We start from the raw sequence: 24920 nt of genomic DNA on the forward strand, positions 1-24920 counted from the left end.
ATTTTGTCCAGTTGACGATCTAAATCACACTCTAGCTAGACAGTTACAATCCTCCAGTGAATGCATTTTTTATTCACTACAGTCTATTCACGTCTAATTTCACAATACCTCTGAAATAAAAAATATATTTATAGGGGTTCTACAATGATCACCAAACTAATAAACGAAAATTTAATTAAGCTTGATCTTCAAGCAACATCAAAAGAAGACGTATTTAAAGAATTGGTAGCGGTTCTTCACGCTCAAGGTCGTATTTCTGATCAAGAGCAATTCCTTGCGGATATTAAAGCACGCGAAGAACTAGGAAATACTGGCTTTGAAGAGGGTGTGGCGATCCCACACGCCAAAAGTTCTGCCGTCATTGAACCTGCGGTTGTGATCGGTGTAAGCAAATCAGGCATCGAATATGGTGCAGAAGATGGTCTGCCATCAAAACTTTTCTTCATGATCGCGTCCCCTGATGGCGGCGATAACCACCACATTGAAGTGCTTGCAGAATTGTCTTCAAAGCTGATCGAAGACGGCTTTATTGACGCATTCCTAAGCACCACAGACAACAAAGATGCGCTGGCACTTCTTCTTGCGAAAGACGAGCCTAACCCAGTGGCAGATGCACCAGCAAACCAAGGTTTCATCATTGGTGTTACGGGTTGTCCGGCTGGCGTTGCACACACTTACCTCGCGGCAGAAGCCTTGGAGAAAGGCGCAGCGGCTATGGGTTACCAAATCAAAGTCGAAACCAACGGTTCCATTGGCGTGAAAAACAGCCCAACCGCAGAAGAAATCGAGCGTGCTGACGCAATCATCGTCGCATGTGACAAACAAGTCGACATGAACCGCTTTGCGGGAAAACGTGTGGTAAAAACCAACGTCAAAGCCCCAATCCGCGATGCGCAAGGACTGATTAATCAAGCGTTAACTGCACCAGAATTTCAAGGCGATGCAAACAGCACTTCACAAGCTTCTGTGGCAGATAAAGCATCACAAGCACGCTCTGATCTGTATCGATACCTGATGAATGGCGTATCCCACATGATCCCATTCGTCGTGACGGGTGGTTTATTGATCGCCCTCGCATTAGCGGTTGGTGGCCAACCCACAGAAGCGGGCATGGCGATTCCAGACGGCAGTATGTGGAACCAGATCCTCAACGTTGGTGTGGTTGCCTTTACGCTAATGATCCCAATTCTCGCGGGTTACATTGCTTACGCGATTGCTGACCGCCCTGCTCTAGCTCCTGGCTTGATTGGTGGTTGGATTGCAAACAACGGCTCGTTCTACGGCGCAGAAGCAGGAACAGGCTTTATCGGTGCCATCATCGCTGGTCTGCTTGTGGGTTACTTCGTGAAGTGGATTACGTCGATTAACTACCACAAATTCATCCAACCTTTGGTGCCTATCATGATTGCACCAATCACTGGTTCGTTGTTTATCGCAGGTCTGTTCATCTTCGTTATTGGCGCGCCAATCGCAAGCCTAATGGACGGTCTAACAGCTCTTCTAACCAGCATGAGTACCGGTAACGTTGTACTTCTTGGCATCGTACTCGGCGGTATGGCTGGCTTCGATATGGGTGGCCCATTCAACAAAGTCGCGTTCCTATTCTCTGTGGGCATGATTGCAAGCGGTCAAACTCAGTTTATGGGTGCGATGGCGTGTGCCATTCCAGTTGCACCTCTAGGTATGGCTCTGGCAACGGCGCTGGGTCGTAAGTTCGATTTGTTCGAGGCTTCAGAAACCGAAGCAGGTAAAGCAGCCGGTGCAATGGGTCTGGTTGGTATCTCTGAGGGCGCAATCCCGTTTGCGGCACAAGATCCAATGTCAGTTATCCCTGCCAACGTTCTTGGCTCAATGGTCGCTGCCGTCATGGCATTCTCATTCGGCATCACAAATAGCGTCGCACACGGTGGCCCTGTGGTCGCACTCCTTGGTGCAATGAATTTCCCAGTACTGGCACTACTTTGTATGGCAACGGGTGCAACGGTCACTGCCGTTACGTGCGTCACGCTGAAAAAAGTTCGCAAAGCAAAAATGGTCCAAGCGGCCGCTTAATCCTCCTCTCAATAACTGCCATGACTTGGGCTATTCAGCCCAAGTCATGATTCTTTTATGGTGACCAAAGATGTCTGCATTAACGATATTTGAAACTGAAACCCATCAACCGCATACTGCTCGCTCAATGTTCTACCTTATGAACAATGCTATTCAAAATTACGCATGGGGCAGCAAAACCTCGGTCAACCAACTGTTTGGTATTGAAAACCCAACTGGCGAACCACAAGCTGAAGTTTGGATGGGAGCGCACTGCAATGGTTGTTCAACCGTGATGCTAAACGGAGAGGAAACCAAACTCTCTACCTTAATCAATCAAGACATGAGTGCGATTCTCAGTGAACCAATCGCAACGCGTTTTGGAGAGCTTCCATACCTATTTAAAATACTGGCCGCAGAAAACGCGCTGTCTATTCAAGTTCACCCTAACAAACAGCAAGCGGAAGCAGGTTTTGCACGAGAGGAGCAAAGCAGCATTCCTCTAACCGCTGCCAATCGTAACTACAAAGATCCAAACCACAAACCTGAGTTGGTTTACGCACTGACGCAATACAAAGCAATGAATGGCTTTCGCCCAATTTCTGAGATCATCAGTTTCTTCTCTGAAATGGCAATTCCGGAACTGCAAGGTTTGGTTGACGATCTTATTGCCGAGCAAACGCCTACAGGTTTAGCTCACTTCTTCTCTGGATTACTCTCTCTTGAGGGTGAACAAAAAGAAATGGCCCTGACGGTACTTCTCGCGCAAGCGCGGATCACTGACCTACCTTTGTTTAATCTGATCTTAGAGCTAGAAAAACAATACCCTGATGACATCGGTTTATTTGGTCCCCTGCTACTGAATGTGATCACGTTGGAACCTGGACAGGCGATGTACTTAGATGCAGAAACACCTCACGCATACATTCACGGAACGGGGTTGGAGATCATGGCAAACTCCGACAACGTACTACGAGCAGGCTTAACACCAAAGTACATGGACGTGGAAGAACTGGTGGCATGTACACGCTTTAATGAAATGCCATTTGACCGTTTGTTGCTAGAACCAAACGTAAACAACGGCATGTTAGAATACCCAATCCCTGTTGATGATTTTAAATTTGCGATTATTCCGAAATCAGATAAACGGGACCTTGAGGTTCTCACTGCTGAGATCTTGTTACCATTAGACAGTACGTTAGTGCTCACTCACGAAAATGGCGAAACTTGTATCGTCGAAAAAGGCCAGTCAGTTTTTATTCCCGCATACAGCAAACGCTACACCTTAGACTGCCAAGGCCGAGTTGCTCGCGCTTACAGTTAGTCGTTGATTCTTAGTCTTTTTGATAAAACAATGCCCCGCAACTGCGAGGCATTGTTTTTAACGTGATAGAGACTATTAAGTCTGTCGTGATTTAACGTTTAACCGTTGCTTGATGCGATGGGTGTAGTGACCGCGGGAATGGTCTCTTCTGTTCTATCACCGTATTTGTCCATCAATTGATCTTGGATCTTTTGCTGGAACTCACCATTTAACTTGTAGAACTTAAAGTAAATGAACAGAGTAATCGCAAAGAAGATACTTGGTAGCGCGACCATCACATACTGCATACCTTGAATCGTCTCAGCCGATTGCACAACATTTGGCACATAATTGACTAAGGATAAACTTAAACCAATAAAGAATGCTGCAAAGGCAGAGCCCCCTTTCACCACCAATGTTTGCACTGAGTAAGCCACACTTTCACAACGCACTCCTAGTTTACATTCACCGTAATCCACCGTATCAGCAACCATGATGACTTGAAGCACCCAGAAGAATGCCGTGCCAATATTCAAACATACACCCGCTAGAACAATCAGCGGCACCGTAACAGAACCGGTAATACCAATAAACATTAAGACGACACTGCCCAATAGCGGCATGATGGATGCGCCCGCCCAAAGCACACGACGCGAAACAAATCGAGCCAATTTAGGGAAGATAGCCAAAGTAATCAGATTAGCAATACCCGCGTATGCCATGTAGTAAGGGAACAAGTCCTCTCGGCCCAAAACATAAGTGAAGTAGTAAACGGCAAAACCAGTAATGATATTGGTCGCTAAGTTGTAGCACAGTGACATACAAAGCAAGCTGGATAACTGATCATTTTTATAGATCATGCCGAGCAATTGCTTAATCGACATTCTTTCGTTAGCTTGTTCATCACTTTGAGCCGAAGAGTAACGCTCATGCACATTGGTGAGCGTAATAGCGGTCGAAATTACAAAGAATGCCACTAACACCCAAGTAAACATTTGGAAGCCAAAACCTTTGTCATCCCCGCCAACATAATCCACAAACGGCATGACGACAGCAGCCGTTACAATCCACGCAAGGCTCGCAAAGAAGCGAGGAAAAGGCACTAGTTCTTCACGTTCGCGCTTATCTAGCGTTAACGTCGGCACCAATGACCAAAAAGGGATATCCATTAGGGTGTAAGTCATACCCCATAAAATGTAAGTGACCGCAATGTAGGGGATCAGCCATGGTCCTTCAATATGATGAGCACTAAATACCAACACAAGCGCTATTGAGTTAGCAATCGTGCCAATAAAGATCCACGGTTTAAACTTACCCCACCGTGAACGGGTGTTATTCACAATCCACCCCATGATCGGGTCATTCACCGCATCCCAAATTCGAGCCACGAGGAAAATAGTTCCGACTATACCCGCCGATATCCCAACGACGTCTGTGTAATAGTACATTAGATACATATAAACGATGCCGATAGCAAAATCTTTACCGTATGCGCCCAATCCATAACTGAGCTTGGTTTTAAAAGAGACGCTCATGTGCATTCCTTACAGCGTAATGCTGCGTTTATTCATTCGTTATTGGAGGGTGTTACTTAAGGCGATATAACACCCTGTTTTAGTTATTCTTTGTATTCGCTATTTTGTTTTACTGATTTTGATGTACCCACGTTGGTAACCAATCACCATGGGCTTCTATCAGTTCATCGACCAGAGCATAAATTTCCTCAATGCCTAGTACTGCTGCTGTATGAGGGTCGAGCAATGCAGCATGGTAAATGCGCTCTCGGTTTTCGGTCAAAATGGCCTCTGTGAGCAGTGTTTGCACATTTATATTGGTTTGCATAAGCGCGGCTAAATGATTAGGAATTGCCCCGACTTTGGTTGGCTGAATACCATTTCTGTCAACTAAACATGCGACCTCGACACAACAGTCTTGAGGCAAGTTAGTAATGACGCCCTCGTTTTTCACGTTGCCATAAATAACACTTGGTGTGCCTGTCCAAATAGAATTCATGATCGTACTGGCATACTCATGAGATTCTTTTATCTCGATCTTGTCGGCTTGTTTGAAAGCCTCAAGATCTTTCTTCCAGTTCGCAATTTGTTCTACACAACGTTTTGGGTATTCATCCAACGGCACTTTATAACGCTCAATCAAGTCGGGACGATTCGGTTTAATGAAGTAAGGCGTATATTCGGCGAAATGTTCCGAAGATTCTGTGACGAAATAGCCAAGCTTCTTAAACATTTCATAGCGAACAATGTTTTCACAACGAGGATTACCATGAATATTTGGCTTAGGTACAGAGCCGGCCTCATACGCCGCCAATAAATCGGGATAGATACTGTGATATCCGCCTTGCTCGTCCCTTTTTTCTAGTGTGAGGTAGTAAGCCATATGGTTGATGCCCGCGCAGGTATAACGCAAATCTGCGTAATCAATGTCGAGATCTCGAGCCAACTCCTCAGCGGTACCTTGTACCGAGTGGCACAACCCCACCTGTTTAATATGCGGGAATTTTTCATACATCGCCCACGTATTCATGGCCATTGGGTTCACGTAGTTCAGCATGGTTGCTTCTGGACACACTTCCGTCATGTCTTCACACAACTTCCAAAGATGAGGAATAGTACGCAAAGAACGCATGATTCCACCCACGCCTAACGTATCCGCGATGGTTTGCTCTAACCCATAACGTTTACACACATCAAAATCGATGACAGTACAAGGTTCATATCCACCAATTTGAAATGCCACCACAACAAAGTCTGCATTTTCGAGTGCTTCTTTCTGATCTAAATGACAGGTAATTTGTCCTGTTGCGCCTGCGCTCTCCATCAATTTTGAGATCACAAAGTGTGATTCTTCTAAACGCACTTCATCAATATCCATCAAGGCAATATGTGCATCTTTTAGTGCTTCTCTGTGAAAAACATCACCGAGGATATTTTTTACAAAGATGGTGGACCCTGCACCGATAAAGGTAATTTTTGGCGAATTCATTTCTGTATCCTTTGCTTTGCGATTTGTTGAATACAGAATGTCATTTGTACAACGGTTTTTGCGTCCCATATCTGCGAGTAAAAATCCCATTTTCACAGATATAAACACCTAACATCATTGATCTGAGAAAATGGGAATAATTCACGCCTTTATAGGAATCCCAACGACTGTTTGCTCCAATGCACATTTCTGCACTAATTAAGCGATGAATTTTTGGAAATCATGCACCAGCTATCATTACTGCAATTCCTACTTTGTTAGGTTGATGTACATGCCGTCTAAAAGGAGATCATCGTGACCAGAGCAGAAAACAGCAGCTATACACTCGCCACGCTTGATCATTATGGCGATGCAACGCAATGCGTCAGTCCCCTATCCCTTTATTCGCAATCTCAGCAAGTCGATGCCGAACTGAGAGCGCCTCATGCGATGTCGAGTAACCATTGGCATGGGCAGGTAGAAATCAATATTCCCTTTGGTGATGACGTGGATTACGTTATCAATGGCGAGCTTGTTACGATTAAAGCGGGACATGTTGGCCTATTTTGGGCGACGGTACCTCATCGGTTACTCAACCCAAACCAAGCGCATAATATGGGTATTCTAAATATCCCAATTCATCTGTTTCTTACATGGCCATTAAATAAAGAGATGGTGAATCAAATTACCCATGGTCTGGTCTTACAATCGGATCATCGGGATTTAGTCTGTGAGTTTGAGCTCAAGCGATGGTGTGCTGAACTTGTTCATCCAGCCTCTAATGTCCAACAGCTTGCTACCGATGAGATAAGCATGATGCTCAAACGATTAGGATTAGTCGGGTGGGAGAAGATCAACGTCGGTCAAATCAAGACAGCTCATCAAGCAGGCGTATCAAAACACGCTCAACAGTACGTCAGCCAGATGCTAGAGTTCATCGCGCGAAATTACGACTCCCAGCTCACCGTCAAGCAAGTCGCCGAGCAAGTCACGCTTAATCAGAACTACGCATCGGAAATTTTTCAACGCGTGATGCAAATGACTATCAAACAGTATGTAACAACGATGCGTATTAACCATGCAAGAGCGCTACTGTCGGATACAGACAAAAGCACACTAGACATTTCGCTAACGGTGGGCTTTAACTCGAATAGCCGTTTTTACGATACGTTTCAACGGTATGTTGGGGTTTCTCCCCAAAAGTATCGCAAGCTCGCACGAGCAGAGATGGCGCGTTCAAAGTCCAATAACGATGAATATGAATGTAAGGTGGCAGGAGCCAGTGATGGAAAACATCCTCTGGCTGCTATGAAATGATTTCGATGACGCTGGATGCAGCGTTTAAGCGCAAGTTTTCACTTTAAGGCGGTTTTTATTGTCACGATTTGCAATGACTTGTTGGTGATCATCAATAGCATCTAACGTTTTTGCTAAACGATCATACAAAACCACATTTACCGTCGCAGCAAGGTTCATGCATCCGGTTGTCGGAACATAAACCACATGGTGCGCTTTATCGACAACCTCTTGCGGTAAGGATCCATCTTCAGGACCAAACACATACACCGCTTTCTTTGGATGGGAAAAGTGAGGAAGTGCCGTAGCACCCACCGCCAGTTCAACGCACACAATTTCTACATCACTTTCAAGCTCAGCAGTAAGATCATCCATCTCAACCAAACCAATGCGTTCATGCATATTCTTAGTGTCTGTTTGAAATTTTGCCGCACGATTATAACGCGTACCGTTGTAACGTACTTGTGTTGCGTCATAACAGCCTGCTGCACGCATTACTGCCCCAACATTGGTTGGATTTTTAGGATTGTGCAGGCCAATAATCACCGTTGACTGTGTTGTCATTGCTTGTGTTCTACTTGTTTAGGTTGGAGTGGAAGCGAAGCGGGGAATTCTAGTCGAGAGTGCACAACATCGCTAGATAAAAAACAAGCCAAAGAGGGAGCATCAACGCCAAAAACCGTGTAACCAATCGATTGTGGCGTTGTTATACAGATAAAAACCGACTTAATCGACGTTAATTAGCGCTTCAAGTGCCGCTAACGACGCAGTCTTTTCACCCTGCATCATCACTTCGGCTTCATTGACGTATTGATCGACACCCTCTTTTACATCTTGTTGGTAAAGCACCACATTATTCAAAATAGCGGCAACGTTCAGGCCACGTAAACGTCCAACAGCAAAAAGGGCTGACGTTTCCATATCCGCACCAAGAATGCCTTTCTTATTCCAATATTCACAGATGCTATCTTCATCATCTGTGTAGAAACTATCGTGAGAGCGAACAACACCAAAATAATACGGCGTTGCTTGACCAGATAAGAAATGCTCCAATGATTTCAATAATGAAAAACTCGCATACGCAGGGTAAGAGGCTTCCACATACGCTTTCGAGCCCCCCTCATCACGCACTGCCCCCTCAGCAACAATGAGATCGCCAAGTTGGATGCCACTTTGCATGGCCCCAGCCGATCCCACACGAACAATATGAGTGACGCCACATTGTTTAAGCTCTTCTACTGCAATGATCATGGATGGAGCACCAATACCTGTACTACACACTGATACGGGTACCCCTTTGTATTGTCCAGAAAATAAACGGTATTCACGGTTTTCTGAAACCATCTCTGCGCTATCTAATAGGGTCGCAATACGATTTGCTCGATCAGGTTCACCACAAACAATCACAAGGGGTGCGACTTGCGTTTCATCAACACCAATATGAGGCTGTTTAAGCATGGGATAATCCTCTAATTCTTATTTTTTTCATAGACTTGGGTTCTTTCTCAAATATTGAACGCATAAATAGGTATCCAATTTCGTTCAAGAAAGTTCGAAGTCCGTCAGCAATGTGTTTAAACTACGCCAATCTTAATGGGACTCAGACTAAAACGAGAGGACATTTGTCCTTTGACCTCCCATAAACCGTGACATAAAGAAAAATCACCGTTTCATTCATTCGAGAACACTATGAGAATCAAACCGTATCCGAAAGGTCGCTTCAGCACCTTATTGGCCCAAAAGGCAGCGGACTTTCGGGCATTCATTTATCAATGCCAAATAGGCAGCCGCTACTTCAATTCAGGTGATGCGATCCTAAAGCAAGGGGAACCTTTAGATTACATTTATGTGGTGCCTGCCGGACGGGTTTCGATGAGTATTTTGGCCGCCAATGGTCGACGCTTTCAGTTAGGTGAAGCCAACTGTGATGATCATATTTTTGGTGAGATGGAGTATTTCACAGAAACACCTTGCCAATGGAGTGTGGTGGCAGATGAACATATGCAAGTTGACATCATTTGCATTAAAAAGCTTACGGAGTTGCTTCACGCTCAGCCTGAAATGCTGTTTTTCTTTGCTTCTGCATTAGCGGATGATTATCAAGACTCTTTAGATATTTATACCAACCGCTTGTTACATCCAATCGCGTATAACATTGCGTATGATCTATTGGAGAGGCAGCAAGCTACCCCCTCGCTCAGTGGGTTCGACAAGGTAAACCAAGAAGCGGAACGTTTTGGAACGTCTGGCCGAGTTTACCGCCGCGCAGTGAAAACATTGATGGAAAAAGATCTGATCCGAAAAGGAGAACTGGGATTAGAAATCGTCGATGAGCAAGCGCTCAAGCTATTTCTTGATACTTACGAATAACAAAGTAAGGGCTAAGGGCTAAGGCTACCAAAGCCACTTAAAAGCAAAACGCCACCAGCAAAAGCAAGGTGGCGTTTTTATTATCAGGATTAGACTAGAGCCGTCTTGTCTAACCTTTTAATTAAACGAACAGGCCTACGATAGCAGCGTTCATTAGGTTCGCTAATGTTGCCGCAAGCAGTACTTTCATACCGAGTTTACCGATCACTCCAGCGCGTTCAGGGATCATGCTACTTAGAGCACCACACACCATCGCTACAGAACCAATGTTCGCAAAGCCACATAGCGCAATCGTCATGATCGCCGTAGTGCGATCGCTTAGTTCAACTGCACCCATGCTCGCAAAAGCCACAAACTCGTTTAGCGCAATTTTCTGGCCTAGGAACGCACCTGCATTCATCGCTTCATTCCAAGGCACACCAATTAGCCATGCAACAGGTGCAAAGAAGAAGCCTAAAATCACGTCTACCGTGATACCCTCAAAGCCAAAATAGCCGCCAATAGCGCCAAGAGCACCATTAAGCATCGCCATCAAACCAATACATGAAATGATAACCGCGCCCACGATAGCCGCAATAGAAGTACCAGCAATAGCACCTTTCGCAACTGCATCAATAAAGCTCGTTGGTTTTTCGTTATCTGGAAGTTCTGGCACTTCGTCGATAGTCTCTTCCGTTTCTGGAATGATCAGTTTTGCAAACATCAATCCAGCAGGCGCTGACATGAAACACGCCATGATAAGGTAGTTTAGATCCACCCCCATGCCAGCAAGACCCGCTAGAATTGAACCTGCGATCGAAGACAAACCACCCACCATAATGGCAAAGATTTGTGCACGAGTAAGTACTCGGTGGTATGGCTTAACAAGTAAAGGCGCTTCTGTCTGACCCAAAACAATGTTGCCCGCTGCGTTCATTGATTCCGCACGAGAGGTGCCCAATACGCGCTGCAAACCGCCACCGATAATGCGCACAAACCATTGCATGATACCCAAGTAGTACAGCAATGACGTCAGTGACGCGGTAAAGATGATTTGTGGCAAAACTTGCAATGCCCAGATAAATCCAATGCCATCTACACTAAAGTTTACCAGGCTACCGAAAGCAAACTTAATACCCTCAGTACCGTAGCTAAAGACTTTACCTACACCGTTAGAAATCGCGAGCAGAACGTCAGCACCGATATCGGTCGCCAACACGAAACCTGCGACAATAAGAATAATGCCAAACGCACCTGCAACTGCACGCCAGCTAATTTTGCTTCTGTTTTCAGAGCATAGGAAGCCAACGCCAAGAAGAACGGCGATACCAATTAAAGATTGAAACATAATGATTATCCGATGTTATCGTTTACAGCAATAATGACTTTTACAGTGTGCTCATGAGCCAATTTAATGGTCTTTTCTACATCCCCACCCTCTTCAGGAATGGCATTCATCTCGAACGTGACAATCGTATCGAGAATATCCATCTCTGCCGCTTTAAAAGCGTGCTCAAAAGAGCGTTGGTAGTTTTCTAAAGGCATAAAGTTGAAGCCTGTTTCTGAGTAAGACTCAGCCGTCGCTCCCGCTGTAATTGAAAACAGCAACTTTTTGCCTTTTAATTGACTACCGTCGGGACCAAAAGCGAAACCGTAAGTGAAGACTTGATCGATCCATTCTTTCATGACCGATGGAAAAGTACTCCAGTAAAGAGGGAACTGCACAACAACGACGTCTGCTTTTAGGAGCCGCGCCTGCTCTGCTTTAATATCGTTGGTAAAATCTGCCGCATGGGTAATTTGCCAATCCGTGTGTTGTCCAAGCAGACGAAGGATCTCCGCATTAGCAAAAGATTTATCCAAGTTTGGATGACCATTGATAACAAGTACGTTCATGGTATTAACCTTTATCGATTGCGCTTTTACCTCTTTCTTACATTTCACCATCCCCTGTTCCGAAAGCGAACTTTCCGTTAAGGGAAGACAGAAAAGAAAAGCACATCTCTTTTGTTTATTAAGAATTTGAGCCAAGCATAACGTTGACTCAATCAGAACGAGAGGACAAAAGTCCCTCTTGTTTGGTGTCAGGTCAAAAGTTTAAAAATTCCACTCACACGAATGGTGCAATTGGACTGTTTACCTGCTCTGGGTCACCAGGGCGCGGGATTCTCCCACACAAATCACTTTGAATGAATAACCAATTAGACACAGAATTTATTGTCAAAAGCATAGAAAGTTTTTATTGAACACAAGCCAAAGACTCTGCCCGCTAAATTAACCAATATAAATCAGCAAATTAATTCACTTGCATATCAAAAAGGCAAACAGAAAAACCGCAAAAGCAAACGTTTGCTTTTCGTAGTTGTTAATGTAGAATTCCCGCACTTTCTACTCGATGACAAAACACCGTTATTCTACAACGGCTATTTCGTCATCAATTTCGACAAGTTAACGTTTGCTATGCACTGATTCCCTGAAAATCAGCGCAGGCTTTTTGCAACCTAAAAACCGCTATTCCAACCCAATAGCGGCAAGACTATTTGCTGATTGTCTAATGAATACAAACCAAACACACAACATTGATGAACCGATTTCAATCCCTCGCTCGCTCTCTTTGGGCGCTCAACACGTTCTCGCAATGGACCTGTATATCGTGCCGATTATACTGGCGAGTTTGCTGTCTTTAACGGTCGCGGATACTTCTTCTCTTATCCAAATGACATTTGTTGTTGCAGGCCTAGCGACCATATTCCAATCTCGCTTCATGTTAAAACTGCCAGTAATGCAAGGCCCTTCCTACATTCCGATTGGTGCCATCGCCGCCATCGGTAAAACGATGGGAATGGGTGCCGTTTATGGTGCGCTTATTCCGGTCGCATTGTTTGTTGCTCTCTTGGGTAAGCCGCTTAACTTATTCAGCAAAGTCGTGAAGAAATTCGTACCGCCAATCGTGGGTGGCACGGTTATTATTGTGGTTGGTATCTCTCTATTGCCGATTGCTTTTAATGGGATTTATAGCAGTGAAAATGCAAGCCAAAACATTGTGATTGCGCTCGTCAGTATTGTTTCATTATGTAGTTTTATTCTGCTGGGCTGCATGTGTCATAAACTGCACTGGTTACGCTTAACGTCTGTTTTGGGTGCTATCGTTCTGGGCACGATTGCCGCTTCTTTTTATGGCATGACAGACTTCTCTTCGGTAGCACAAGCGGCATGGGTTCAATTACCAAGCCTCTTACCATTCGGTGAACTTGTGTTCGACCCTGTGGCAATTCTCACCATGCTATTCATCTCTGTGATTGTGCTCGTCGAAACCACGGGAACTTGGTGTGCGGTAAGCGCAGTGACGGGTGTAAAACTGGAAGACGAGCGTTTAAACCGAGGGGCTACTGGCGAAGCAGCGGGGCATTTTATCTGTTCCTTACTTGGTGGCAGCCCTGTTACTGGTTACTCAACCAATGCAGGCATCATCGCGGTAACAGGTGTTGCATCACGTCGTGCAATTATTGCCGGTGGTTTTATCCTGCTTTTACTTGGTTTAATGCCAAAATTGACTAGCATCATTGCTTCCATTCCACATGCGGTTATCTCTGGCATCTTTACGGTTATCTGTGTGGTCATTGCCATGAACGGCTTCCGTGTTATCCAGCACATTCAGCTTTCAGAGCGTAATATGTTGGTTGTTGGTCTTCCTATTATGCTGTCACTTGGCGCGGTTCTGATGCCAAGAGAGCTCGTGTACGGATTACCAGAACTAGTGGGGTATCTCGTTAACTCAGGCATCGCAATTGGCGCCCTAGCAGCGGTTGTCTTGAACTTTATTCTGCCTATGGATAAAGCACCTCAAAACGTGTCACAGGCCAATGACAATACAACGTTAAACAATACTGAGCTAAATAATGCAACGTCAAACAGCGTAGAAACTGGTCAACAGAACGGACAACCAAACCAAGAAAAGGCAATGCAATCATGATCGCAACCAACGCTATTCAATTTGCGCTTCAAGGGGATATGTTTCACTGCCCAATCAAAGGGGAGTTTGAGTACTTATCAGATGCACTGATCCTAATTGATCATAATGGCAATATTTCAGCAACTTACCAACCGTGCGATGCCGAATACGCCCTCGCGCGCGACGAGTTAAAACTGGCAGGTAAACTTACTGAGCTGACAAAAGGCCAATATCTATTACCTGGACTGGTTGACTTGCATTGTCATGCACCACAATGGCCTCAAGCTGGAAAAGGATTAGATTTACCACTGTATGATTGGCTACAAAACTACACCTTTCCGTTAGAAAACCGCTACATCGATTTAGACTTTGCGAAAGACGTTTATAGCGATGTGACTAAGACGCTATTAGCAAATGGCACCACCAGTGCGGTGTATTTTGCGTCCATCCATCGTGAGCCAACCGAGTTACTTGCACAGACCTGTTTAGACGTTGGTCAACGTGCGTTTGTGGGCAAAGTGAACATGGACAACGCAGAACAGTGTCCAGACTACTACCGTGAAGCCAGTATTGAACAAGCGCTCTATGAAACCGAATTGTTCGTCAACAATGTGTTCCGTTTGAAAGGCAACGATTCTGGTCTTGTATCACCTGTCATCACCCCTCGTTTTGTACCGTCTTGTACACCAACCATGCTGAACAAGTTAGGTGAACTGGTACAAAAATACGATTTACACATGCAAACGCACTGCTCTGAAAGCGACTGGGCGAGAGACTATAGCCAAGCCCAATTCGGTAAAACAGACATTGAAATCTATGCCGATGCTGGACTTCTCAATAACAAAACCGTTCTTGCACATTCGATCTTCCTAACGGAGAAAGACGTCGAGATGATCAAGCGCTACAACGCAGGTATTGGTCATTGCCCATTATCAAATATGTTTTTTGCTAATGCCGCCATGCAGACTCGTGAATTGCTTGATTACGGCGTTCAAATTGGACTAGGAAGCGATATCGCGGGAGCACCATCGCCATCAATTTTCCGTGCGGCTTTTGATGCAGTCAGCCACTCTCGTGTGCGCGAAGAAGGTGTGGATGTAAAATTAAGTGCAAGTGACCGTGGTACGGCGGGTTCACGAGTTAGCTTCGTTGAGGCATTTTGGATGGCGACCACTGGTGGAGCACAAGTATTGGATTCGAAAACAGGGGTATTTGCTAAGCATTTTCACTTTGATGCCATTGTCCTAGAAGCCAATAAAGACGTTGGTAACCTACGTATATGGCCAGACTTTGACACACCAAAAGACATTCTTGAAAAAATCATCTGTTTGGCGCAGAAAGAAAACATCAAACGTGTTTGGGTGCAAGGTAAACAAGTCGTGTAACTTATTTATCCTATCATCTTTCCATACTCTATTTCGTAAGCTCGATGTTATGCATCGAGCTTTTTTATACGAAGCTGTCTAAATCACAGTAAAGAACCGAATAGATAGGTAACCTCAAGGTGTTAAGGTGCGCGTTATATTCAAAACACGATTCCTAAACCTCTTAAGCCCGAAACGTGACAATGTCACCAAACTTACTGCGTGAAATTGAATTATGTAATGGTTGTTCGGTTTAGTGGTGGCGTTTCTACGCTTTAAAAAATCACTTGATTAAGTGACTACTCGATAGCAAAACGCCTCCAAAATGGGAGGCGTTCTTGATTGAGTACCTACTGCGGACTCACAATCCAGTTTGAATCGTTGAGTTTTAAGGTCTGCAAACCTAGTAATATTCACCTAACGAGCAGTCGTGCAAGTCAGAGATTCGATAATTGCGTAATGAGTTGATTTGGAAATTAAATATCACTTCTTTACACACATTACGCCCACGATTACTAAACGTAATATAGCCCTCGCTATAAGCTCGTTGCCCGTCGGTCGACTTTATGTCCGCGTTCAGTTCCAAATGAGCCTTGTGCGCCTCAACCAAGACCATCATTTCTGGCACATTAAGCCACTCTTCTCGGTTCGCCATTTGAATCAACATAGATTCAGCCTGAGTTTCGAGCTTATGTGGATAAACATAAAAGTGGTTATAGGAAAAATAGGCACTGATTAAAATAAGGATTAACACTGCTGAGGTAGTTCTTGTCATGCAAGTCGCCTCTTATCGTTATGAATGTATTGCTCTGCTTTAATGCTTTAACGCTTTAATGCTTTATCAAAGAAAATCGCTCAAAGACCATCAATGGCATCAAAGTAGTGAAGTTTAGGTTATAGAGTTAACACAAATAACAAGCGACGGTCAGCGTCCGTCAATTCCATGACAATCCGCCGCTTGATCTCACCTAAATTTAATCAGTGCTTTTGATGCCACTACTGATCGATAGGAAAGAGCTTACTTTCAAACACCGTCGCATAAATTGGAATATCTTTGAGTTTGTTGATATCAACTTGATAAGGGTCTTGTTCTAAAACCGTAAAGTTCGCAATTTTACCCACTTCAATACTGCCTAACGTGTCTTCCATCCCCCAAGAGTACGCCGCCTCAATGGTGATACCTTTAAGTGCTGCCTCTCGAGATAACGCAAGATCCTCACGCAAAACTTTGCCAGAGTTGGTCTGACGGGTCGCAGCACTCCAAGCTAAAAATAGTGGATCGGCTGGCGCCATTGGCATATCTGAATGCAATGATACTGGAATGTTTTCTTTCTCTATCGTAGCCAAACGTACCATGGCATGTGCGCGCTCCTCGCCTAAACCTACCTCTCCGAAGCGTTCGCCAAAACCGGTAACATAATATGGGTTAACACTGATAATCGCGCCAAGCTCTTTAAGTTGTTTCACTTGCTTATCCGTAGAGTTGGCAAAATGAACAATGGTAAAACGATGATCTTCGCGTGGATATTCTGCTTGGCGACGTGTGAGGATTTCAATCAGTTGCTCAACACCCTCATCACCGTTGACATGCACTAGAATTTGATAATCTCTTTCCCAGAACAATTTGGTGATTTCTTCCACTTCTTGTGGCGTTTGAATCCACTCGCCATGATGACCATCCAAGTAACCGTCTTTCATCATCATCAATTGCGAAATGATCGCGCCGTCAAACAGTAGCTTAACTTGCTTCTTGAAGAAGCGAAGCTTACCCTCATCCGGAAATGTCTTAGTAATGTCTTCAACGGCTTGGACGACCCCCTCTTTACCTTTTGCAAAGTATGGTGTTTTACTTTCCGGCGTAAAAAATGAGTACATTGGCGTCTCATCTGAGCCCAAAATTTCTTGGTACAAGCCAACCATCGTTTCAGGCACAAATGCGCCAGGTTCGTTATAGGCGGTCACTCCCTTTTCGTGCAACATTTCTACCATCTGTTCCAAGCCAAAGCGTAATCGCTGCTCACTAACGAGATCGCTATAGATCCTCGGTGACAAATAAATAATTGCCCCACCTTCCCAAAAATGACCATTTTCCAAATCCGATTGTGCCGCTACATCTTTACCCAATTTATCAATGTCGGATTGGTTGAGGCCAAATTTATCGATAAACGCAGAGTTCACAAAGAACTCATGAGCAGAACGGTGCCACACACCAATCGGACGTGTTTTAGATATTTTATCCAAATCTGCTCGCGTTAACTCTCCATGAAAGAAGTTGTTGTAACCCCACGTCCAAAGCACCTCATTTGGGTCTTGCATCTCTTTTTCTATAGCAGTGAGCGCTTGAATATAGGCTTCATGACCATTAACCGCTGGCCATGTACGTCCAGGAAGTTGCCACTCTTCTGGCGCAATGACGGGCATGCTGAGCGTAAGCGCGCCAAGAATTGGATGAAGATGTTGCTCAATAAAGCCGGGCATGATCACCTTATCTTGTAAATCGACCTTTTCTGCACTTGGGAACTGCTTAAGCGCTTGGTTCTCTTTTCCGACAAAAACAATAGTGCCATCATCATCGGCGACCACCGCTTCGACGCGAGGTTGATTTTCATCCATGGTAATAATGGTATTGGCAAGGTAGATTGTTTCTCCACTCGCGGCTTGCTCGATCGCTTTCGATGATTCTGTCGCAGCACTTTCCTGTGATACTGAGCCAGATTGACTCTGTTCTGCTTTCACTTCTGCTTGCGTGGATGCCGCCTCTTCTGCAGGACCACACGCTGTGATAGTTCCAACTAAGCCAAGCACAGCTCCTGCCAATAACGTTCGTTTAAATGGATTCATTTCTTTACCTGTTTGATTATATTTTTGAATTACATGAAAAACATGCCTATGTTCCTGTAGGCATATTCAATAAAGTAAAGATCGCTTTTGTCAGAGACGGGCGGATTTATCTCACAGTCTTAACTATGAAACATAAAAAAAGGCGAAAACCTAAATAAGATTTTCGCCTTTAGCCTTTAATACTAAGCACTAAGCACTAAGCACTAAGCACTAAGCACTAAGCACTAAGCACTAAGCAAAATACGAGAACGCCATGTTATGCGCAAGAATCACATTAACAGCCAGCCTAATTAACGGGCAAACAGTCCGCTACAAAACCATTCGTTTCCACCGCTGAAAGCACTTCCAATTTCACCGCAGCGACTTTGAACTCAGGGATCTTTGCATGCGGATCCGTAGCGGTGGTGGTTAAACGGTTGACTGGCGATTCAACAAAGTGGAATGGTATAAACACCACCCCTTTTTGAATACGCTTAGTCACAAACGCATCAATTTCGATGCTACCACGACGTGTTGACACTTTAAGGCGCTGACCATTACTGATGCCTAGCGCCTCGGCGTCTTCCACACTCACCATCGCACGAGGGCCAGCTAAGTTATCCAACCCTTTGGTTTTGCGCGTCATGGTTCCTGTGTGGAACTGTTCAAGTACACGACCCGTCGTTAACACAAGCGGGAACTCTTCATCTGGCAGCTCAGCCGCATAACGGAACGGTACCCCCACCATTTGCCCTTTACCACGAGTAAACTGGGTTTGGTGCATGATACGAGTACCCGCAGGGTTGTTCTTGTTGCTCGGCCATTGCACGCCATTTGGCGTGATCGCCTCCCAACGAAGGCCTGCGTATTGAGGTGTCACTCGTGCGATTTCGTTAGTGATATCAGACACGCAATGGTAGTCCCAATCACTGCCCATGGCATTGGCGATCTCTTGGATAATCCACCAATCTTCTTTCGCTTCACCTGGTGCGCTAACCACAGGGTTCACACGCTGAACACGTCGTTCTGTGTTAGTGAAGTGACCCGCTTTCTCAGCAAAAGAGCATGAAGGCAGAACCACATCCGCGTATTGCGCAGTTTCGGTTAAGAAGATGTCTTGAACCACCAAGAAATCGAGCGTTTCCAAACCTTCAATGACGTGTGCTTGGTTCGGATCACTCAACACTGGGTTTTCCCCCATGATGTAAAGACCGCGAACGTCACGATGGCAAGCGGCATCGATAATTTCAGTCAACGTTAACCCATGCTCAGACGGCAGATTTGGCGCATTCCATTCAATCGCGAACTTCTGACGCACAATAGGGTTGTACACCTTTTGATAGCCCGGGTAGCAATTTGGTAAAGCCCCCATATCGCACGCGCCTTGCACGTTTGATTGACCACGCAGCGGGTTAATACCACCACCTTCAATACCGATGTTGCCACACAGCAATTGCAGGTTAGCGATCGAGCGTACGTTATCGTGACCTGTTGTGTGCTGAGTGATACCCATCGAGTAGTACACCGCCGTACGATCTGCCGTACCGATCATGCGCGCCATTGCTTGAATATCTTCGGCTTTAACGCCTGTGACCAGTTCCACTTTATCGAGGTTGTAGGCTGGCGACATCACTTCTTGCAGCAAGGTATCAAAGCCGTCGACACGCTCTTCGATATACTCTTGATCGTACCAACCGTTCTTGATGATCTGCTGCATGACACCGTTTAGGAACATCACATCCGTACCCGGACGGTGCGCCATGTAAAGCTCTGCATGATCTGCCATATCGACACGTTTCGGGTCAGCCACAATCAAACGTGCGCCGTGGTGACGAATCGCCTGCTTGATGTGTGAAGCGATGATCGGGTGTGCAGAGGTGGTATCTGAGCCAATAATAAAGATCACATCAGAGTGCTTAATGCTTGGAATGTCATTGGTCATTGCACCACTACCCAGTGACGCCTCAAGACCCGTTACACTCGATGCGTGACACAAGCGCGCACAGTGATCGACGTTATTGGTGCCCAGTTCACGGCGGACAAATTTTTGGAATGCGTAGTTGTCTTCATTGGTGGTTTTCGCTGAAGAGAAGCCCGCCAATGCGTTGCTGCCAAAATCTTGCTTGATGCCAGAGAACTTGCGCGCGACGAGTTGAATCGCCTCTTCCCAACTTGCAGGCTGCAACCAACCGTCTTTACGAATCAATGGCGTGGTAAGACGCTCTTCACTGCCAATGAAGTCAAAACCAAAGCGACCTTTCACACACAGCATGCCTTGGTTCACCGGCGAGTCACCGCCTTTCACGTAACGAATCGTATTGGTTGTCTCGTCCACGAACATGGTCAACTTACAACCCACACCACAGTATGTACAAATAGTGTCGACCGCTTTCAGAGCTTCAGTACGACCTTGCGAACGGTCACGACTATCGACCATCGCGCCCGTTGGACACACTTGAACACACGCACCACATTGCACGCAGTTCGAATCGCCCATCAGAGTTAAACCATTCTTGTTACTTCCAAAATGTGGGCGATCGTCAGGACGTAATGCCGGACGACCTTGTTTATCGCACACAAAATTCAGTACACCGTGCACGGCTCTGTCGCGACACGCTTGGATGCACTGACCACAGCTAATACAGCGGTTAGCATCAAACTCAATAAACTCAGAACTGCGGTCAACTTCGTATTTATGACGCAAGTCTTTCGCACGAAGATCTAACCAATCTTGATGCGATTTAATCTGCAAAGAAAAGTCAAAACTTTGCTCAGCTTCATATTCGGTGGAGTAATCACGCAGCGCACAATCGGTATTTGCCTGACAGCCACATTCAAGACAGCGCGCCGCTTCCTTCATCGCTTCTTCGTTATCAAAGCCCAACTCCACTTCAGCGAAGCTTTGCTCGCGTTGTGTTGGAGTCAGTTCAGGCATGATAGAGCGAGCGACTTTCTGGATGTTCTCGAAGTGAAGCGGATCGACTTGCGAGAGTTTCTTCTCTTTGCGTGAGTTGAACGCCGCCTTTGGCATGTCTGCCATATCGCCATTCAAAAACAGATCAATGGCTTTTGCCGCAACGCGACCATCACCCACGGCTTCAACTGCCGTTGCCGGACCACGGCGGAAATCACCAATACTGAAGATGTTGCCCGTGCCGGTGTGCATGGTCTTTTCATCTGCATCAGAGGTGTTCCAGCGCGTAAGTGGAATCGACAAATCTTCACCTTCGAGGAAGCTCAGATCTGGCTTTTGCGAGACTGCCGCAATCACGGTGTCGAACTCTTCGGTAAAGAACTCACCGGTTGGTTTAGGGCTTCGACGACCAGATGCATCCGGCTCACCCAACGCCATGCGCTCTAGACGAATCGCATTCACGCGTCCGGTTTCATCGGCAAGATTTTCTGCAGGGTTGGTCAAGAAGTGGAATTTCACCCCCTCATGCTCCGCTTCGACAATCTCATAGTCTTCTGCCGGCATTTCGTCACGAGTACGACGGTAAATCAATGTAGTGTCTGCACCAGCACGACGCGCAGTACGCGCACAGTCAATTGCCGTGTTACCGCCACCGATTACCGCGACTTTCTGACCCGTGACGTAGTTTTGATCTGTCACGTAATCTTTTAGGTAATCAACGCCTAAGTAGCAACCTTCAAGATCGCTGCCTGTGTAATGCATTTCGACCGCTTGAGACGCGCCGACCGCCAAACATACTGCGTCGTATTCTTCGCTCAATTGAGAAAGCTTGAAATCCACGCCCAGCTTTTGATTGGTGTGAACTTGCATACCGTTGCGGCACATCAGTTCGATTTCTTTATCAAGAATGTCTTTTGGCAAACGGTATTCTGGAATGCCATAACGCAACCAACCGCCCGCTTTGGGCATGGATTCATATACGGTAACGTCGTAGCCTTCGTTGGATAGGTAGTAACCAGCCGTAAGACCACCAGGACCACTGCCGACTACCGCAATGTTCAAACCTTTGCTTGGTTTCTTTTCCGGCACGTAAGCTTCATGCGCGGACAAATCTGCATCTGCGGCGTGACGTTTGAGCTGACGAATTGCGATTGGTTCATCGACTAGCGAGCGGCGACATTCACTCTCACAAAATGCTGGGCACACACGGCCAATCGATAGGGGCATAGGGAGCGTACGCTTAATCACTTCAATCGCTTTTTGATGATCGTTCTGTGCGATGTGATAAAGGTACGATTGGATGTCTACGCCCGCTGGACACGCGGTTTTACATGGCGCTTCACAATCGGCGTAATGGTCCGTCATGATGCGGTTAAGTGCTTTTCTGCGGTGCTCGCTTAATTGTTCTGATTGCGTAACCACATTCAGGCCGCGATAAACCTCCAGCTCACACGCGCGTTTAGTACCGCCGCTTTCGATTTCGACAACGCATAAGTCACACGGTACTTTTTCATTACTTTTGTTCATTCCGCACAGTGATGGGATCTCTACCCCACACACTTTTGCTGCTTCTAAAAGGGTTAATCCCTCTTCTACTATTCTATATTTTCCATCGATGACAATCTCTATCATACAACCTCCGCAGCAAAGCAAATCCACATTTGCACAAACAAAACCATGCATTCTATAAGGATAATCATTTCTAAGACAAGGAGGTGTGATGCAAAACTTATAAACCACATTTTTTTCGTGTTATAAAAACAAATCCAATTTTTCACGAAGTATCCAGAGTCAGTATTCAACAAACGTTTAACTGCTCTCAAAGTGGCAAAACGTGTTCACTTTACTCGATGGTCAACCGAGAAAATTAAATATTGACCTTCCCCTTAGGGTAACGTTTAAAATTGTTCTAATTTCATTTTTCATCATCCATGGGAACAAGTGTGCGCCTAAAAACGATGCATACAATTTGGTTAACCCTTTTCACATCACTGGTACTGTTAGTATCGAGTGTGGTGAATAGCGCCCCAATGATGAACATGCAAATGATGTCGAACAATCAGATGAATCACCATCCATCAATGAATGATGAACAAGATTGCGACATGCCAGAAATGAAAAACCACATCATGCCGTCCCCTGCCGATAAAAATAGTTCAAAAATGAACTGCAATGGTGGCTCCGGCATGGTTCATACCTGTTGCACCGCCGCATGTACGATAGTTTTCATCCCCCTGCCGATTCCTATCAATAGCCCAATGCCTGTCGCTTATCGCGCAACCATTACTCCTGAAGTTGCTTCCCCTGTCGTACACGTCAGCCGCGACCTGTACCGACCACCAATAGCCTAAATCCTTCCTAGCATTCGACCCTGCGTGTGTATCGCAGGTTGTTTTAATGCGCCTGAACGATGAGGTAACAAGGCTTTGCTGTTCCCGCAATAAAATCCGCACCTCCATCGATCCGGCGAACACTGGATTTAGATTATGGATATCAAACCATACCGCTTAGCTGCACCTATTTTTATGGTGGCTCTGGTCGCTGCACCAACCTTGGTTAACGCCGCAGATAAAGAGACGCACGCAGCGCAACATTCCGCATCAAGTGAGCGAGCTTCAACCAATAAGCTTGCCCAACTGATCAATATCGCTTTGAGTAATGATGGCAATCGTAAGCAATACTCAGCGCAATCTGCTGCCATGCGTGAAACAGGCATCGCGAGTGCGACCTTAATGGACCCAAAACTGAAAGTCGGTTTTGGTGGCTTGCCTGTCGACAGCTTCAAGTTCGATGAAGACCCAATGACCAACATCTCTGTTGGTTTAATGCAGCAGTTTGAGCGTGGCTCCACGCTCGATTTGCAACAGAAGAAAGCCAATCAACAAGCCGATGGCCTTGGGCTTCAAGTTCATGCTCGTGAGCTTGAGGTGGCCAATAGCATGACTCAACTTTGGTTAGAGCTTGGTTACCAACAAAAAGCTGAACAAATCATGCTTGAGAATCGCAAGTTGATGAAGGAGATGGAAAGCTTTATTCAAACCAACTATTCGATTGGTAAGAGTGAAGCGCAAGACCTACTCAACGCCCAACTTCAAGTCAGCAAGCTAGACGAGAAATTGCAAGCCAATGCGCAAATGCAGCAACGCCTTATCTCTCAGCTATCGGAGTGGTTAGGTTCTGATTGGCTCAACTCTTATTTGCAAAGGAACGAGCAGGCTCTGCACGCAAGCAATCAACTTAACTGGAGCACTCTAAACAGCAAACTGGCTGCCAGTCAGGGTTCCATCAAGCATTATCAGCAACTCAGCCAACACCCGATGGTTAAGATGGCCGACGTCAGCATTTCTGCCAATAAAACTCAGGTCGAAATTGCTGAGCAAGCCTACAACCCACAATTTGGCGTTGAAGTGATGTATGCCTACCGACAAGCCGACAACATGATGGGTGAGCCCGCCTCCGATTTGGTCAGCGCTTACCTCACCATGGACATTCCACTGTTCACTGGTGACCGCCAAGATCGCAATCTCGCGGCCGCTCAATACCAAGTTGGCGCGGCACAATCGCAAAAAGACACCTTACTAACGCAGATGAATGCCAAGGTGAACACTTTGCTGGTTGATCGCGATAACTTAACCCTGCGTTTAGAACGTTATCAATCCACCTTATTGCCTCAAGCGAAAGCGCGCATTCAAGCCGTTGAACGAGGTTATCAAAATAATACAGCGCAGTTTAACGATGTGATTTCTGCCACGACTGACGAATTAGCTCTGCAATTAGAGCAACAACGTCTGTTGACCGATCTCAACATCGCAAACAGCAATTTAGCCACCCTACTCGGTGGTTTCGATTATCAAGTAGCTTCTCCAGAAGCTCGCTCTATCTCGACATATTAATTTGTGATTCCCCAAA

General features: G+C 45.7%; 17 protein-coding genes. 8 read left to right on the top strand and 9 right to left on the bottom strand.

The features are described 5' to 3' along the window. Nucleotides 1-144: 144 nt before the first annotated feature. The gene (locus VA249_RS19565; RefSeq protein WP_221070486.1) at nucleotides 145-2052 is read left to right on the top strand and encodes a PTS fructose transporter subunit IIABC; all 1908 of its coding nucleotides are present in this window, start codon (nucleotides 145-147) and stop codon (nucleotides 2050-2052) included. Nucleotides 2053-2122: 70 nt separating this feature from the next. After that, nucleotides 2123-3355 carry a mannose-6-phosphate isomerase, class I gene (gene manA, locus VA249_RS19570; RefSeq protein ID WP_221070488.1) on the top strand — a complete coding sequence of 411 codons (1233 nt, stop codon included), beginning with the start codon at nucleotides 2123-2125 and terminating at the stop codon, nucleotides 3353-3355. Between the two features lie 98 nt (nucleotides 3356-3453). Here manA and melB read toward each other — a convergent pair whose 3' ends face one another. Continuing rightward, on the bottom strand, nucleotides 3454-4869 hold the full coding sequence (gene melB / locus VA249_RS19575) for a melibiose:sodium transporter MelB (RefSeq protein ID WP_221070490.1): 1416 nt from the start codon (nucleotides 4867-4869) through the stop codon (nucleotides 3454-3456). A gap of 109 nt (nucleotides 4870-4978) precedes the next feature. Continuing rightward, nucleotides 4979-6337 carry an alpha-glucosidase/alpha-galactosidase gene (gene melA / locus VA249_RS19580; protein ID WP_221070492.1) on the bottom strand — a complete coding sequence of 453 codons (1359 nt, stop codon included), beginning with the start codon at nucleotides 6335-6337 and terminating at the stop codon, nucleotides 4979-4981. A gap of 294 nt (nucleotides 6338-6631) precedes the next feature. On the opposite strand from melA, the gene melR reads away from it, so the two are divergent. After that, complete coding sequence (gene melR, locus VA249_RS19585) at nucleotides 6632-7633, top strand: transcriptional regulator MelR (RefSeq protein ID WP_221070494.1); 1002 nt, start codon at nucleotides 6632-6634, stop codon at nucleotides 7631-7633. A 24-nt stretch (nucleotides 7634-7657) separates the two neighbouring features. Here the strand turns inward: melR and VA249_RS19590 are convergent, their stop codons facing one another. Together VA249_RS19590 and VA249_RS19595 are read right to left on the bottom strand one after the other, a co-directional pair. Then, complete coding sequence (locus VA249_RS19590; protein WP_221070495.1) at nucleotides 7658-8176, bottom strand: RNA methyltransferase; 519 nt, start codon at nucleotides 8174-8176, stop codon at nucleotides 7658-7660. A 162-nt stretch (nucleotides 8177-8338) separates the two neighbouring features. Further along, a complete protein-coding gene (locus VA249_RS19595; protein ID WP_221070498.1) occupies nucleotides 8339-9070 on the bottom strand; it encodes a nucleoside phosphorylase in 732 nt (243 codons plus the stop codon). Between the two features lie 231 nt (nucleotides 9071-9301). Between VA249_RS19595 and VA249_RS19600 the strand changes: the two genes are divergently transcribed. Then, nucleotides 9302-9982 (top strand): Crp/Fnr family transcriptional regulator, encoded by a 681-nt coding sequence (locus tag VA249_RS19600; RefSeq protein ID WP_221070500.1) that lies wholly within the window; start codon nucleotides 9302-9304, stop codon nucleotides 9980-9982. 121 nt (nucleotides 9983-10103) lie between these two features. Here the strand turns inward: VA249_RS19600 and VA249_RS19605 are convergent, their stop codons facing one another. Further along, complete coding sequence (locus tag VA249_RS19605; protein ID WP_411912353.1) at nucleotides 10104-11309, bottom strand: NupC/NupG family nucleoside CNT transporter; 1206 nt, start codon at nucleotides 11307-11309, stop codon at nucleotides 10104-10106. Nucleotides 11310-11314: 5 nt separating this feature from the next. Then, nucleotides 11315-11857 carry an NAD(P)H-dependent oxidoreductase gene (locus tag VA249_RS19610; protein WP_211916612.1) on the bottom strand — a complete coding sequence of 181 codons (543 nt, stop codon included), beginning with the start codon at nucleotides 11855-11857 and terminating at the stop codon, nucleotides 11315-11317. A 658-nt stretch (nucleotides 11858-12515) separates the two neighbouring features. Here VA249_RS19610 and VA249_RS19615 point away from each other — a divergent pair. Both VA249_RS19615 and guaD read left to right on the top strand, forming a co-directional pair. Next, nucleotides 12516-13934, top strand: a complete 1419-nt coding sequence (locus tag VA249_RS19615) for a solute carrier family 23 protein (protein ID WP_225923944.1) — start codon at nucleotides 12516-12518, stop codon at nucleotides 13932-13934. After that, nucleotides 13931-15298, top strand: a complete 1368-nt coding sequence (guaD, locus tag VA249_RS19620; RefSeq protein ID WP_221070509.1) for a guanine deaminase — start codon at nucleotides 13931-13933, stop codon at nucleotides 15296-15298. Before VA249_RS19615 ends, guaD begins: the two co-directional genes overlap by 4 nt. Nucleotides 15299-15680: 382 nt before the next feature. Here guaD and VA249_RS19625 read toward each other — a convergent pair whose 3' ends face one another. The 3 genes from VA249_RS19625 to fdhF form a co-directional block, all read right to left on the bottom strand. Further along, on the bottom strand, nucleotides 15681-16052 hold the full coding sequence (locus VA249_RS19625) for a hypothetical protein (RefSeq protein ID WP_221070511.1): 372 nt from the start codon (nucleotides 16050-16052) through the stop codon (nucleotides 15681-15683). A gap of 221 nt (nucleotides 16053-16273) precedes the next feature. Beyond that, entirely contained in the window at nucleotides 16274-18118 is a 1845-nt protein-coding gene (locus tag VA249_RS19630; protein WP_221070513.1) for an amidohydrolase, read from the bottom strand. A gap of 286 nt (nucleotides 18119-18404) precedes the next feature. Next, nucleotides 18405-22643 (bottom strand): formate dehydrogenase subunit alpha, encoded by a 4239-nt coding sequence (fdhF, locus tag VA249_RS19635; RefSeq protein ID WP_221070515.1) that lies wholly within the window; start codon nucleotides 22641-22643, stop codon nucleotides 18405-18407. A gap of 311 nt (nucleotides 22644-22954) precedes the next feature. Here fdhF and VA249_RS19640 point away from each other — a divergent pair, with 311 nt between their 5' ends. Continuing rightward, on the top strand, nucleotides 22955-23362 hold the full coding sequence (locus tag VA249_RS19640) for a hypothetical protein (RefSeq protein WP_221070518.1): 408 nt from the start codon (nucleotides 22955-22957) through the stop codon (nucleotides 23360-23362). A 135-nt stretch (nucleotides 23363-23497) separates the two neighbouring features. After that, the gene (locus tag VA249_RS19645) at nucleotides 23498-24904 is read left to right on the top strand and encodes a TolC family protein (RefSeq protein ID WP_221070520.1); all 1407 of its coding nucleotides are present in this window, start codon (nucleotides 23498-23500) and stop codon (nucleotides 24902-24904) included. The last annotated feature ends 16 nt before the right edge of the window (nucleotides 24905-24920 follow it).

Origin of the sequence: Vibrio alfacsensis, assembly GCF_019670485.1 — a bacterium.
Classification (GTDB): Bacteria; Pseudomonadota; Gammaproteobacteria; order Enterobacterales; family Vibrionaceae; genus Vibrio; species Vibrio alfacsensis.

Coding starts and splice junctions, on each gene's coding strand:
- VA249_RS19565 (WP_221070486.1), top strand. CDS start 145: ATGATCACCAAACTAATAAACGAAAATTTAATTAAGCTTGATCTTCAA.
- manA (WP_221070488.1), top strand. CDS start 2,123: ATGTCTGCATTAACGATATTTGAAACTGAAACCCATCAACCGCATACT.
- melB (WP_221070490.1), bottom strand. CDS start 4,869: ATGAGCGTCTCTTTTAAAACCAAGCTCAGTTATGGATTGGGCGCATAC.
- melA (WP_221070492.1), bottom strand. CDS start 6,337: ATGAATTCGCCAAAAATTACCTTTATCGGTGCAGGGTCCACCATCTTT.
- VA249_RS19590 (WP_221070495.1), bottom strand. CDS start 8,176: ATGACAACACAGTCAACGGTGATTATTGGCCTGCACAATCCTAAAAAT.
- VA249_RS19595 (WP_221070498.1), bottom strand. CDS start 9,070: ATGCTTAAACAGCCTCATATTGGTGTTGATGAAACGCAAGTCGCACCC.
- VA249_RS19600 (WP_221070500.1), top strand. CDS start 9,302: ATGAGAATCAAACCGTATCCGAAAGGTCGCTTCAGCACCTTATTGGCC.
- VA249_RS19605 (WP_411912353.1), bottom strand. CDS start 11,309: ATGTTTCAATCTTTAATTGGTATCGCCGTTCTTCTTGGCGTTGGCTTC.
- VA249_RS19610 (WP_211916612.1), bottom strand. CDS start 11,857: ATGAACGTACTTGTTATCAATGGTCATCCAAACTTGGATAAATCTTTT.
- VA249_RS19615 (WP_225923944.1), top strand. CDS start 12,516: ATGAATACAAACCAAACACACAACATTGATGAACCGATTTCAATCCCT.
- guaD (WP_221070509.1), top strand. CDS start 13,931: ATGATCGCAACCAACGCTATTCAATTTGCGCTTCAAGGGGATATGTTT.
- VA249_RS19625 (WP_221070511.1), bottom strand. CDS start 16,052: ATGACAAGAACTACCTCAGCAGTGTTAATCCTTATTTTAATCAGTGCC.
- VA249_RS19630 (WP_221070513.1), bottom strand. CDS start 18,118: ATGAATCCATTTAAACGAACGTTATTGGCAGGAGCTGTGCTTGGCTTA.
- fdhF (WP_221070515.1), bottom strand. CDS start 22,643: ATGATAGAGATTGTCATCGATGGAAAATATAGAATAGTAGAAGAGGGA.
- VA249_RS19645 (WP_221070520.1), top strand. CDS start 23,498: ATGGATATCAAACCATACCGCTTAGCTGCACCTATTTTTATGGTGGCT.